At 58.0% G+C, this 12,279-nt stretch carries 15 protein-coding genes; 5 read left to right on the top strand and 10 right to left on the bottom strand.

Annotated features, from left to right (window positions below):
- Positions 1 to 2: 2 nt before the first annotated feature.
- Genes F1529_RS01155 through F1529_RS01140 form a run of 4 tightly spaced genes read right to left on the bottom strand, consistent with a single transcriptional unit; the run spans position 3 to position 2,427 of the window.
- Entirely contained in the window at positions 3 to 869 is an 867-nt protein-coding gene (locus tag F1529_RS01155; protein WP_155131348.1) for a DMT family transporter, read from the bottom strand.
- Positions 854 to 1,279, bottom strand: coding sequence for an MAPEG family protein (locus tag F1529_RS01150; protein ID WP_155131345.1), 426 nt, complete (start codon positions 1,277 to 1,279; stop codon positions 854 to 856). The genes F1529_RS01155 and F1529_RS01150 overlap by 16 nt, the downstream gene beginning before the upstream one ends.
- A 40-nt stretch (positions 1,280 to 1,319) precedes the next feature.
- Entirely contained in the window at positions 1,320 to 1,715 is a 396-nt protein-coding gene (locus F1529_RS01145) for a DUF1294 domain-containing protein (RefSeq protein WP_155131342.1), read from the bottom strand.
- Positions 1,705 to 2,427 (bottom strand): 16S rRNA (uracil(1498)-N(3))-methyltransferase, encoded by a 723-nt coding sequence (locus tag F1529_RS01140; protein ID WP_155131339.1) that lies wholly within the window; start codon positions 2,425 to 2,427, stop codon positions 1,705 to 1,707. The genes F1529_RS01145 and F1529_RS01140 overlap by 11 nt, the downstream gene beginning before the upstream one ends.
- A gap of 105 nt (positions 2,428 to 2,532) precedes the next feature.
- On the opposite strand from F1529_RS01140, the gene F1529_RS01135 reads away from it, so the two are divergent.
- Positions 2,533 to 3,519 (top strand): YheT family hydrolase, encoded by a 987-nt coding sequence (locus F1529_RS01135; RefSeq protein WP_155131336.1) that lies wholly within the window; start codon positions 2,533 to 2,535, stop codon positions 3,517 to 3,519.
- A gap of 128 nt (positions 3,520 to 3,647) precedes the next feature.
- Here F1529_RS01135 and F1529_RS01130 read toward each other — a convergent pair whose 3' ends face one another.
- The 5 genes from F1529_RS01130 to F1529_RS01110 all read right to left on the bottom strand — a co-directional run bounded on the left by F1529_RS01130 (position 3,648) and on the right by F1529_RS01110 (position 6,873).
- Positions 3,648 to 4,388, bottom strand: coding sequence for a hypothetical protein (locus F1529_RS01130; RefSeq protein WP_155131333.1), 741 nt, complete (start codon positions 4,386 to 4,388; stop codon positions 3,648 to 3,650).
- Between the two features lie 104 nt (positions 4,389 to 4,492).
- On the bottom strand, positions 4,493 to 4,897 hold the full coding sequence (locus F1529_RS01125) for a DUF1801 domain-containing protein (protein ID WP_230457669.1): 405 nt from the start codon (positions 4,895 to 4,897) through the stop codon (positions 4,493 to 4,495).
- 72 nt (positions 4,898 to 4,969) lie between these two features.
- On the bottom strand, positions 4,970 to 5,335 hold the full coding sequence (locus F1529_RS01120) for an integrase core domain-containing protein (RefSeq protein ID WP_155131330.1): 366 nt from the start codon (positions 5,333 to 5,335) through the stop codon (positions 4,970 to 4,972).
- Entirely contained in the window at positions 5,332 to 5,706 is a 375-nt protein-coding gene (locus F1529_RS01115; protein WP_155131327.1) for an iron chaperone, read from the bottom strand. The genes F1529_RS01120 and F1529_RS01115 overlap by 4 nt, the downstream gene beginning before the upstream one ends.
- A gap of 465 nt (positions 5,707 to 6,171) precedes the next feature.
- Positions 6,172 to 6,873, bottom strand: a complete 702-nt coding sequence (locus F1529_RS01110) for a TetR/AcrR family transcriptional regulator (protein WP_155131324.1) — start codon at positions 6,871 to 6,873, stop codon at positions 6,172 to 6,174.
- Positions 6,874 to 7,001: 128 nt separating this feature from the next.
- On the opposite strand from F1529_RS01110, the gene F1529_RS01105 reads away from it, so the two are divergent.
- From F1529_RS01105 to F1529_RS01090, 4 genes are all read left to right on the top strand, one after another.
- Positions 7,002 to 8,444, top strand: coding sequence for a coniferyl aldehyde dehydrogenase (locus F1529_RS01105; protein WP_007148412.1), 1,443 nt, complete (start codon positions 7,002 to 7,004; stop codon positions 8,442 to 8,444).
- A 125-nt stretch (positions 8,445 to 8,569) separates the two neighbouring features.
- Positions 8,570 to 9,103, top strand: coding sequence for a twin-arginine translocation signal domain-containing protein (locus F1529_RS01100; RefSeq protein ID WP_007149357.1), 534 nt, complete (start codon positions 8,570 to 8,572; stop codon positions 9,101 to 9,103).
- A gap of 76 nt (positions 9,104 to 9,179) precedes the next feature.
- The gene (locus F1529_RS01095; protein WP_007151553.1) at positions 9,180 to 10,790 is read left to right on the top strand and encodes a GMC family oxidoreductase; all 1,611 of its coding nucleotides are present in this window, start codon (positions 9,180 to 9,182) and stop codon (positions 10,788 to 10,790) included.
- A gap of 148 nt (positions 10,791 to 10,938) precedes the next feature.
- The gene (locus F1529_RS01090) at positions 10,939 to 11,802 is read left to right on the top strand and encodes a PA4780 family RIO1-like protein kinase (protein WP_155131321.1); all 864 of its coding nucleotides are present in this window, start codon (positions 10,939 to 10,941) and stop codon (positions 11,800 to 11,802) included.
- 56 nt (positions 11,803 to 11,858) lie between these two features.
- On the opposite strand, the gene F1529_RS01085 is transcribed toward F1529_RS01090, so the two are convergent.
- Entirely contained in the window at positions 11,859 to 12,236 is a 378-nt protein-coding gene (locus tag F1529_RS01085; protein WP_039926621.1) for a hypothetical protein, read from the bottom strand.
- Between the last annotated feature and the right edge of the window lie 43 nt (positions 12,237 to 12,279).

Here is a 12,279-nt window from a genome sequence, read left to right as displayed (position 1 = left end):
GCTCAGCGGGACGCGCCGCGCCGAATCACTAACGCAATGCCGCCCAGAATCGCCGCCGATGCCAGCAGCAACCGCAGGGTGAAGGCCTCGTCCAGCCATAGCACCCCGGCCAGGGCCGCCAGCACCGGCACACTCAGCTGCACCGTGGCCGCCGTGGAGCTGACCAGCCCCCGCAACGCCAGGTACCAGATGGCATAACCGGCTCCCGACGCCAGGGCACCGGACAATACCGCATACACCAGCCCAGCCCCCTGAGGCCATTGTGCCGGCCAGGCAAATAGCGCCAGTGGCAGTAGCCAGATCAACGCCCGCAAGAAATTCCCGGCGGTTACCGCCGTCGCATCGGCCGCGCCCTTGCCGCGCAAGGAATACACCCCCCAGGCAGCCCCCGCCACCAGCATCAAGGCGGCGGCGGCCAGGGGCGGTGCCGTGGCACCGGGCAACATCAGCGCGACCAGACCCGCCAAGGCCAACATCAGCCCCAACCACTGCAGCGGCGCCAATCGCTCACCACGATACAAACCGATACCGATCATGGTGGCCTGCACTGCGCCAAACAGCAGCAAGGCGCCAGTGCCCGTGGCAAGCTCAACGTAGGCCAGCGAGAACCCGGCAGCGTAGACAAACAACGCCAACGCCGACCCCTGACTGCCCTGCGCAGCCATGGCTTTCACACTGCGATCCCGCAACAACAGAATCAATCCCAGTGTCAGTGCGCCGGACACCAGCCGCACCGCCGTAAAGCTGGCGGCATCTATCGCGCCTTCGCGCAGGGCAAGACGGCACAGCACCGAATTGGCCGCAAAGGCCACCATGGCCAGGGCGGTTAACACCAGGGTGCGCTGCGCCGGAATCAAAGCACCGCCCATAAGGCGTTCGCGGCAAGGCCAACCAGGGCCAGCGACGACAGGGTGAACAATACAAAGCGCAGTTCTATTTTGTTGATCAGCGCCTGCAACAAGGAATGCACAACCCGGATACCCACGTAGGCCCACGCCAACGCCAGATTGATGCCGTCTCCCTGCCCCAGCAGTGCCAGCGACAGCGCGACCGCATAAAACGCCGTGGGCTGCTCCATCAGGTGATTGTAGTTGTCCGCTTTCCAGCGCACGCGGGCGGGCAGGGTGCTCATCTGCTCACCGCGGGGCGCCTGCGGATCCGGCTGCATATTGGCCGCTTTCATGGCCGGCAGGCGGGTGACATACATCCATAACCACATGACCATGGACCAAGCCACCAGGACCACCACCGGGGTAATAATCGGGCTGGTTAACGGCATTACGTTCTCCCTTCTCGTGATTGTTTGTGCGGGCCCGTCACTACCACAGCAACGCCGCCACCATCGCCAGATTCAGCAGCACCGTGCACCAGAAAATGCCCGTGAAAGGTTGCTTGCGGGTCTTGTGGCGAAACAGGGGGCGAGCCAGCATCGCTCCCGGCCAGCCACCCGCCAGTGCCAGCAGGTGCAGGGTTTGTTCCGGAATCCGTGACCGGGCCTGCATGGCCGCGCGTTTGTCCCACGCATATAAACCCAGCGTGAGCACCGCAAGCACGGCATACGCACCGGCCAGCCAAGGCAACAGGCGGTCATAACGGGCATAGAGACCCAACACCAATGCAAACCCGGCAATGCCAATCAGCGGCGCGGCGAGACTCGCTGTTCTGCCAGAATGACGACGGCGAGGGCGTCTACGCGCCTTCGCCCTAGTGGCCATGCCACGCCCACAGCGCCGCCAATAGCGCCACCGGGGCGGTTTCCGCCCGCAACACCCGGTTGCCCAGGGCGAAAGGAGTAAAGCCGGCATCCGCCGCGCGCCGCAACTCGTCATCGGAAAACCCACCTTCCGGCCCCGTCAGCAATACCAGTTCGGGTTGCGTCTGCAAGGCAGCCGGAGAGAACGGCTTTTCACCCGGGTGGGCAATCAACTTCAGGGCGGGAAGGTCCGACGCCAGCCAGTCACGCAGACTCAGCACGCCACGCACGGCAGGCACCCGGTTCATCCCGCACTGCTCGCACGCACTAATCGCCACCTGCTGCCAATGGGCCAGCTTCTTGTCCTGGCGCTCACCTTTGAGGCGCACTTCGCAGCGTTCGGTATCCAGAATGACCAACTCACCGGCACCCAGCTCGGTGGCTTTCTGGATCGCATAATCCATGCGCTCGCCCTTGATCATCGGCAGCGCCACCGTCACCGCCAGCGGGGCAGTGCGGTCTTCATCAGTGAACCCCTGCGGTTCGATGGTGACGGCTTTCTTGCTGATGGCAGCGATACTCGCCAACCATTCACCGCCACGACCGTTGAACACCACCAACTCATCGCCCACCGCCATGCGCAACACCTTGCCAATGTGGTGACTGGCGCTGGCACCCAGCTCTACGGCTTGCCCGGAGAGGAAATCCTGATCATCAAAAAAACGGCGCGGCATGGAATCTCCGTCATGAATAGCTGCCAGCGAGAAAAACAAAAGGCTACCATACGTGCGCCACGCGTCAGGCGTGATTTTTCCTTCCCGCTGGATGAGACCCTGCCTATGGGCGAGATCGTACGGTCAGCATTTCGACCGCCACTATGGTTACGCAACCCGCACCTGCAGACCCTGTGGGGGCCCATGGGCCGCAGCCTGCCCGAAGTGACACGGCGCAGCGAGCGGCTGAACCTGAAAGACGGTGACTATTTACTGCTGGACTGGGCCGGGCCGGAAAGTCGCCCGGGGCAGCTCACCGTGCTGTTACTGCATGGGCTGTCCGGCTGCAGCGACTCCCATTACATGCGCGGCATGCAGAAGGTGCTGGCCGAGGCGGGCATTCGTTCCGTGGCCATCAACAGCCGGGGTGCCAAGAAACCCAACGACACCGCCCTGTGCTACCACGCCGGGGAAGTGGACGATGTGGATGCGGTCATCAAGCATGTGTTCCATGAAAACCCCACCGGACACCGTATTGCCATTGGCGTTTCACTCGGTGGTAGCCGCCTGCTGAACTGGCTGGCCCACCGGGACAATGGCGACCTGAGTGCCGTGGCCACAGTCTGCTCCCCCTTGCGGCTGGACATCTGCGCCAACCGGCTGGATCAGGGCCTGTCGAAACTGTACCGCCAGCACCTGCTGAAAACCTTGCTGGGCAATTTTGCCGTTCAGAAAACCCACCTGGACAAGGTGAATCCCCCGGAAGCCAAACGCCTGCATCGCCTGAACATGAGCGGCATCCGCTCATTCTGGCGTTACGATGACCAGATCATCGCGCCGCTGTACGGTTTCCGTAGCGCCTACCACTATTACGCACAATGCTCCGCCGGCCCCAAGCTGCTACAGATCCGCACCCCCACGCTGATGCTGCAAAACCGCGACGACCCCTTCATGACCCCGGAGACGCTACCGCGCCAGGAAGAACTGGGGCCCGCGGTGACACTGGAAGTCAGCGATTACGGTGGCCATGTGGGCTTTGTGGGAGACAAAAGTCAGCGCTATTGGCTGGAGCAACGCCTGCTGGCGTTTGTGCAGGGGTTTGGGTTTCGCTGACAGGGATGGTTTTCGGCAGAGAGAGGGAACAGGGAGGCGCTGAGGCCAATAACAACATGGGGTCATGCCAGAATGCCATGGAGGTCAGTGAAATGTGGGGTCTGTCCCCGTGCCCGGCTCGCTGCCTATTACCTAAAACGCTTAAAGGATTCATCGAAGACAATCCGTTCGGAAGCGTCTAGGATCTTAGAAAGTCCGTCAATAGTTCTATTGCAAATCTTCTCAGCGCAATAGTATAGCTCTTGATTCTCCTCCTTCCTAAAAAGGTGGAAGTATTTCTTTAATGCATCATTAATCTGAAAATTTAATTGCTCTACTGTATGAGGCATAAACCTCTTATTATCAAATCCTGAAACCTCAATCAAAATGGCCTTTCTATGGATAATATCTCCACGATACTCATGGAGCCTGGTAAACCACTCGCGGTGCTCCTTGGCTAGCAGAGAGCCGAAATCCTTTCCTGCATAAGCATCATTGGTTTTGTTGACGAAGCCACTCCACTTCAAGGTCTGAAACTTTGGCCCGTATAGATACAAACCCAGGTAATTTCCGAAGTAATCTGATAATGATCCTAGATTGAACAGGAGGTTATCAAAACAATAGCTTAGTTGGTTGATAGCGTTGAATGTGAGATCTAGCTGCTCTCCTGTATCTCCGTTGTTCCCTTCGTACTTCTTTATGTGTGCATCTATAAATTGTCTAAGAATAGACATCTGCTGAAATGTCGCCCCGAGCCGATGCAGAACATAGTCCCGGCGTGTGGCGCACTCTTTGGAATGAGGAAACATTAAGTTCTGCCCGTACTTGTTTAGGGCAAGCTGAGAGTTATTCTTTAGCAGCTTTCTGTCGAATTCTCTAAATGTCTGCACGAATGCCTCTCGAAGAGCTTAACGCCCACCATAAACGGCGGAGTGAAACGAGGTCCGGCGACCGTAGGGAGCGTATTTAATGGCTTTGTTACGTGTTTTTGACACTAAGCTCCAAGCAATGGATGGTGTTTCAAGCTATGGTACTTCAATGCCATTTGGAGGCAATGACCTAAAGGCCCTTCTTTAACAGCTGCGCCCAAAGGGACAATAATCGCTCGTTTCCCCTCATATTCAAATTCATCGCGATATATCTCCCTGAAGGTTTCGATCAGTCTAGTCTGGCAGTGGAAATATACCTTTATGGCACCGGGATCTTTTGACTTCCAGTCCATTCGAATCGTAGTACCGCCTTTTACAAGGTAGCTGGCCTCGCCCCACTTGAAAGATTCTGCAACTGCCCCCAAGTCGTTCTCTTCCGCGACAGAAAAAATGAGCCCGCGGACGGCTTCAAGCTGCCTTTGGGCTTCAGCGGGGTATGTCTCAAATTTTGCCTTTATTTCAGGCTTCACGAAGCCTCCGGTTTCAATACACGTAACGCCCACATAAACGGCCGTGATCTGCTACCACTTTCGTGGACACTTTCAGGCATACGCCCGCACATAGCTTGCCGGACTTTGGTACCCAATCCCAGAGTGAAGCCGCTCGCGATTATAGAATTCGATAAACTCAACAATCCCGGCGACCGCTTCAATATCATTTTCAAACTTACGCAGATGAACCAGTTCCGTCTTTAGCGTATGGAAGAACGACTCCACCATCGCATTATCCAGGGGCGTTGCCTTTCGGCTCATACTCCTGCGCATTCCCGCAGCAGCCACCAGATATCGATATTCATGAGCGGCATATTCAATGCCCTGATCCGAGTGAAACACACAACCCAAGCGAGGTTGCTCATGCGTCCGGCGCCGCAGGCGCGAAGTTAATTGACTTGTTATGTGTTTTCTCATTGGGTGAGCTGCGCCACCCTGAACTTAACCATACCAACAACTAACTCTTTGGGGATAGGCTTGCTCAACGGAAATTGCACAGATCCTTTTGCATATTTAAAGCCAACTAATTGCTCTTTAAATTTCTCTATTACGTCAGGATGGGGATAAAACCCAACGTGCTTCTGATAGCCAGCGATCATTATTTGCTGCTCTCTCTTGCCGCCCTCGACTAAAGCGAACGCTGGAATATTATAATTCATAAGTTCACAAACATACGGAGAGCTTTCCCAGATCATTGTGCGTAATTCTTTAAGTGCTTTCTGGGCATCAGACGATTGTGTAGAAATATAATCATCTACCTCAGTAGATTTAAGATCATTACTGCTCATACTTTCTCATTCTCTCGATTGCTGTGAACACATAACAGGCATTAGGAAGCCGGCTCGAATATCCAATGAACGCGCCGGCTTCATATCACCAAATACAAATTTGCATATCGAAAGATAAAACCAGAAAAGTCAGTCAGTTACAAACCGGTCTTTTTACGCATGATTCAATATGTTGACCTCTTCTTTTCCCTGACCCAATAACACTGACCATAAAGACAAAGTTATTGAGAATAGGATCCAGCCCATGCACAAGGAGCCTGCAGGCCGCCCCATAGAGGCAAACAACCATCGGTTATCAACGTCTGCGTTTGAAAGAGGTTGATGGGATGTATTGGGGAAAAGGGCGATGGCCCTGCGTTTTCACCACGAAGGGCCGAGGGCAAACCGAGAAAAGAGGGTTTTCATCAGTGAGCTCTGTGCCCTCTGTGGTAAAACCGTTTTTTGCAGTGGCAGATGGAAGGGCAGCTATTCGCTGCCGGTTCTGTCCAGCCCGGGCACATGGCCCAGCAACAATTCGCTGGTGTTGTCCGCCGCCCGGTAGCGCGCCTTCATTTCCGCCAGATGCTCCCGGGCCTCCCCTTTCAGGAAGGGCTCCTCCAGGCAGATGATCTGATAGACGCCATGGCGCATCAGGCGCTCATCCAGGCCTTCATCTGCCGCCGCGTCCGGGCGCAGGCCATGTATCAGGGCCGCCCACGAAGACATCAGCACCCAGGTGTTGACCATCAAGCCCTGTAGCTGCTCATCGTCCAGCGCCAGAATCCCGCTGCTGCGCAACTCCTCGTAAATCACCGTCCCGCGCACCAGCACCGTTTCCACAAACTGCTGATAGCGGGCCGCCAGTGCCGGGTCCGCGTGCAGAAAGTGAGACAGATCCCGGTGGAAAAACCGGTACTGCCACATGGACGCCAGCAACCCCTCGAAGTAATGCACCTTCACTTGCCAGCTTAACGGCCCCTGTGGCGCTTCCAGCAAAGCCAGGAGCTGGAGCTGATAGCGGTCGAACAGGGCCGCCACAATCGTGCCCTTGTTGCGGAAGTGGTAATACAGGTTGCCCGGGCTGATTCCCAGGGCATCCGCAATGTGATTGGTCGTCACGTTGCGCTCCCCCTGACGGTTGAACAGGGAGAGGCTGGTTTCCAGAATGCGATCTTTGGTGCTGGTCATAAGGGGCCAAATGTGGTCTTTTCGATACACGATGTTGACTCTTAGAGTAATTACTCTAAAAATCAGACTCAAGGTGAATTTTTAATCATTCCATCATACATAACGATTGAACTCGGGAGGCGAGGACCATGGTCGCCGAAGTAAAAGAACTGCAAGGCAACACCACCGCAATTGAGCGCATGCACCGCATCTTTGATGCCCAAAAGGCCGCATTTCGCCAACACCCTTATCCCAGTGCCGAGCAACGCATCGCGCTGATGAACCCTATCAAGCCGATGCTGCTGGATAATATCGACGCCTGGGTCGAAGCGGTCAGCAACGATTTTTCCAACCGCGCGGCAGACGAAACCAAGCTGGCAGAAATTATGCTCAGCGTGGAAGCGCTGAAGTACAACAGCAAGAAGCTGCGTAAGTGGATGAAGCCGGAAAAACGCAGCGTCAGCGCCCTGAGCTGGCCCGGCAAAACCTGGGTGGAATACCAGCCGCTGGGCGTGGTGGGCATTATCGTGCCGTGGAATTACCCCATCCAGCTGGCCATCGTGCCCGTGCTCACCGCGCTGGCCGCAGGCAACCGGGTCATGGTCAAGATGAGCGAAGCCACCCCGCGCACTGGCGCCTTGCTGGAAAAGCTGGTCAGCGCCGCTTTCCCGGAAGAGCAACTCGCCGTGGTCAATGGGGAAGTGGACGTGGCCCAGGCCTTCTCTGAACTGCCCTTTGACCATCTGCTGTTCACCGGCTCAACCGCCGTGGGCAAACACATCATGCGCGCTGCGGCCAACAACCTGACTCCGGTCACCCTGGAGCTGGGCGGCAAGAGCCCCTGCATCATCGGCCAGGACTTCCCCATGAAGGACGTGGCCGAACGGATTGCCTTCGGCAAGTGCATGAACTCCGGCCAGACCTGTGTAGCCCCTGACTACATCCTCTGCCCGGAAAATCGCGTGCAGGAATTCGTGGACGCCTGGACCGCCCAGGTGAAGCAGTCTTACCCCACCATGGTCAATAACCCGGACTACACCGCCATCGTTAACGAGCGTCAGCTCAAACGACTGCAAGGCTACGTCACCGAAGCCCGTGAGAAGGGCGCCGAGGTGATTGAGATCAACCCGGCCAATGAAGACTTCAGCGGCAGCCAGAAACTGCCCCATACCATGGTGCTCAACGCCACCGACGATATGCAGATCAGCCACGACGAGATCTTCGGCCCGCTGATGATCGTAGTGCCTTACAAGACCCTGGACGACGCCATTGATTACGTGAACGAGCGCCCCCGTCCGCTGGCCCTGTACTACTTCGACTGGAACCAGGCCAACGGCGACAAGGTGCTCAAAAGCACTCACTCCGGCGGCGTCTGCCTGAACGACACCATCTCCCACGTGGGCGTGGATGACATTCCGTTCGGCGGTATCGGCCCGTCCGGCATGGGCGCTTACCATGGTCCGGAAGGTTTCAAGACCTTCTCCAAGGCCAAAGGGATCTACAAAAAGGGCAAGTTCAACGCCACCAAGTTTATCCTGCCGCCTTACGGCCGGGGCATGCACAAGTTCATCGATAAATACATGCTGAAATAAAAACGCTGGCAGGTCCTGACCTGCCTTTGCAGTAGCGTCGCTGGCAGCGCCATATTCCAGCGCATGCAATCGCTCCACCAGCGACGCTCCTGCAGATAACGACTAACGAATAAGAAGAGTGCGCTATGGATCAGGGAATTAATCGCCGCGGCTTTCTCAAGCTGAGCGCCGCCGGCAGTGCAGTACTGGCCACCGGTTCCGGGTTGGCCCTGCTCACCGGTTGCTCCAGCAATGACGGCCCGGCAACCGGCTATAAACACTTCCGACAGCAAGACGTGGACCTGCTGACCCCGCTGGTGGGCGCCGTGCTCGGCTCTGCCCTCAGCGATGCGGGCGCCACTGCCGAAGACGGCATGAAAGCCTTCGACGACCTGCTCGACGGCGGCATGCCCGGCACTCGGGGTGCGCTGTTTCAGGTACTGGATCTGATGCAACTGGGCGCCGCCCGCTGGTATATCACCGGCAGCTGGGCCAGCTTTGCCGACCAGAGCGACGACGAGCTCCAGCAAACCCTGGCGAACTGGTCTGCCAGCGAACGGAGCCTGTCCCGCATGGCCTTCAAGGGCCTGACCCAGCCGATCTATATGGCCTGGTATGTCAAACCCACCGGCGCCCGTACCACCGGCTATCCCGGCCCACCCCGGAAAATCGTTGCCTGACACGCGCCGCTTTCGGCCCGCACCACTTTTGGCCGTTATCGCGTGTTACTGCTAGCCAAAGAAAAAGGATAACGCCATGCAGGACCTGACTACTCTCACCATCAATGTGAAAGATCCGTGGAAAGACCCGGCCAACGGCTGGGACGTGCTCGACGGTCGCACCATCACCGACAACCGTACCCTGGAAGCCGATGTGATCATCGTTGGCACCGGCGCTGGCGGCGGCGTCAGTGCGGAAATCCTCAGCCAGCGTGGCCTCAAGGTCATTCTGGTTGAAGCCGGCAAACTGAAAAGCTCCGACGATTTCAAACTGGATGAAGGCGCCGCCTATCGCGACCTGTACCAGGAAGGCGCCCTGCGTGCGACCAAAGACGCCGGCATGACCGTGCTGCAAGGTCGCACCGTGGGCGGCACCACCGTGATCAACTGGACCAGCTGTTTCCGCACCCCCCACGAAACCCTGCAATACTGGCACGATGAATTCGGCGTACAGGGCCTCAGCCGGGCGCAAATGGACCCCTGGTTCCAGCAGATGGAAACCCGACTCAAGGTAGAAAAGTGGGCCATTCCCCCCAACGCCAACAACGACGTGATGAAGCGTGGCTGCGACAGCAAGGGCTGGCACTCCGCATTGATCCCCCGCAACGTGAGCGGCTGCTGGAACATCGGTTATTGCGGCATGGGCTGCCCCACCAACGCCAAACAATCCATGCTGGTCACCACCATTCCCGGCGCCCTGGATCATGGCTCCACGCTGATTCACAGCGCCCAGGCCGACACCCTGATCATCGACGGTGACACCGTCACCGGCGTACGGGTGCGCCCCCTGAACGACGACAAAGTCCCCACCGGCGCCACCGTGACCCTCAAGGCAAAAACCGTGATCGCGGCCGGCGGCGGTATCCAGAGCCCCGCACTGCTGATGCGCTCCGATGCCCCGGACCCCAATGGCCTGGTCGGCAAACGCACCTTCCTGCATCCCACCAGTTTTGCGTTCGGCATCTACGACAAGGAAATCGCCCCGTACTATGGCGCGCCGCAATCCGTGTATTCCGACGAATTCAACTTCAAGCACGGCGTCAACGGACCGGCAGGTTACAAGATGGAAATGATGCCCATGCACCCGGGCCTGTCCGGTGCGCTGATGGGCGGGTTTGGCAAACGGGCCCGCGATGAAATCGAACGTCTGCCCAACCTGGCCGCGTCCATCGCCATGATCCGCGACGGCTTCCACGACGATAACCAGGGCGGCACCGTGGAATTGCGCGATAACGGCGAACCACTGCTGGATTACCCGGTTAACGAGTACCTGCTGGATGGCACCAAACGGGCCCACCTGACCATGCTGGAAATGCAGTTTGCTGCCGGCGCCAAAGAGGTTCGCCCCAGCCACGCTGATGCCGGGTACTACAAAAGCTGGAAGGCGGCCCGCGAAGGTGTTGCACAACTGGACTATGCCCCGGTCATCACCGGCCTGGGCAGCGCCCACGTCATGGGCGGCCTGACCATGGGAGCCGATGAGAGCCGCTGTACCGTCAACAGCGACGGTAGCTACAAACACCTGAACGGCCTCTACGTCATCGACGGCTCGGTGTTCCCCACCAGCATCGGGGCCAACCCGCAGTTGTCCATATACGGTCTCAGTGCACGCAATGCCTCGGCTCTGGCCGACAAGCTGAAAGCCTGAGCGCCCCCTGTCACCCTGCTGCGCCACCCTCGCGCAGCAGGGCTTTTCATCATCCCCCTTACCGCCACACCCGACTTTCTCTGCCCATCCTCGCCGAAAACCGCAGGAAGCAGGCGAAGCCGTGCGCCAAATAAGGTATAAGTGCGGCATGAAAACCCCGCAACGTTTACAGCCCCTGGTCGATGACGGTCTCGTCGATGAGGTCATCAGCCGTCTGATGAGTGGCAAGGAAGCCGATATTTTCGTGGTCCGCTGTGGCCAGGAGATCCGCTGCGCGAAAGTCTACAAGGAAGCCGCCAAGCGCAACTTCAAGAAAGCCGCCCAGTATCGGGAAGGGCGCAAGGTGCGTAACAGCCGCCGCAGCCGGGCCATGGAAAAGGGCTCCAAATTTGGCCGCGAACAGCAGGAGCAAATCTGGCAGAGCGCGGAAGTGGATGCCCTGCGCCTGCTTGCCAGCGCCGGGGTGCGCGTGCCCAAGCCCTACGACATGCTCGAAGGCGTGCTGTTGATGGAACTGGTCACCGACGACGAAGGCGATGTGGCTCCCCGGCTAAGCGAGGTGGTGATGTCCGCCGAGCAAGCCGAGGAAGACCATGCCCTGATGATGCAGTACGTCGTGCGCATGCTCTGCGCCGGCGTGGTTCACGGTGATCTGTCGGAATTCAATGTGTTGGTGGATGACTACGGCCCGGTCATCATCGACCTCCCCCAGGCCGTGGATGCAGCCGCCAACAACAATGCCGAAGCCATGCTCTACCGGGATGTGGACAACATGACCCGCTATTACGGCCAATACGCACCGTCACTGCGCGGCAGCCGCTACGGCCAGGAAATCTGGGCCCTGTATGAAAGCGGGGAGCTGACACCGGACAGCGAACTGACCGGCCAGGTGGACGACGACGAGCATATTGCCGATGTGGATGATGTGCTGGCAGAGATCAAGGCCGCCTTCGAAGAAGAGCAGGAACGGCGCGAACGCCTTAGCGGCGACGCAGAGGACAGTGGTTACTGAACAGCCCTGAACACACCGGGCTGGCGCTAACGCTCAGCCGCCGTGAGCCCTGGCAATCAACACTGGACTGGAATGTATTGCATCACTGCCGGCACCCTGTCGGAACAGCCACGCACACATTCCATCGTCACCACACGGGTTTTCTTTTCCGGCTCGCCTACCTGCTGATACAACGAACCACTCAGGCCATTGCCGGGCGACCCGGAGCACACCAGCATCATGGTATCGCCCTTCATGAAGACACAAGGCTCATCCGTGAACCGGTGTATCGAGTCGAAGCCGCTATCCGCCGCTTGAGGCAACCGGACAACACCGATGCTTTCCATACCAAGACGAAACGTCTGACCGTCGTCACTCTGGCCTTCAAGACGCCCCACCGACTCTGCAGACACCAGCGGCGATATCAGCAATAACACAATCACCCACGTTCGCATGACAACCTCCTTGTCATTGAAGCGAACCCTCACTAGAGCAAAT

This window comes from Alcanivorax sp. VBW004, from assembly GCF_009718865.1.
Lineage (GTDB): Bacteria > Pseudomonadota > Gammaproteobacteria > Pseudomonadales > Alcanivoracaceae > Alcanivorax.
The sequence above is the reverse complement of the archived record's forward strand: the minus strand, read 5'-3'. Positions and strand labels throughout refer to the sequence as shown.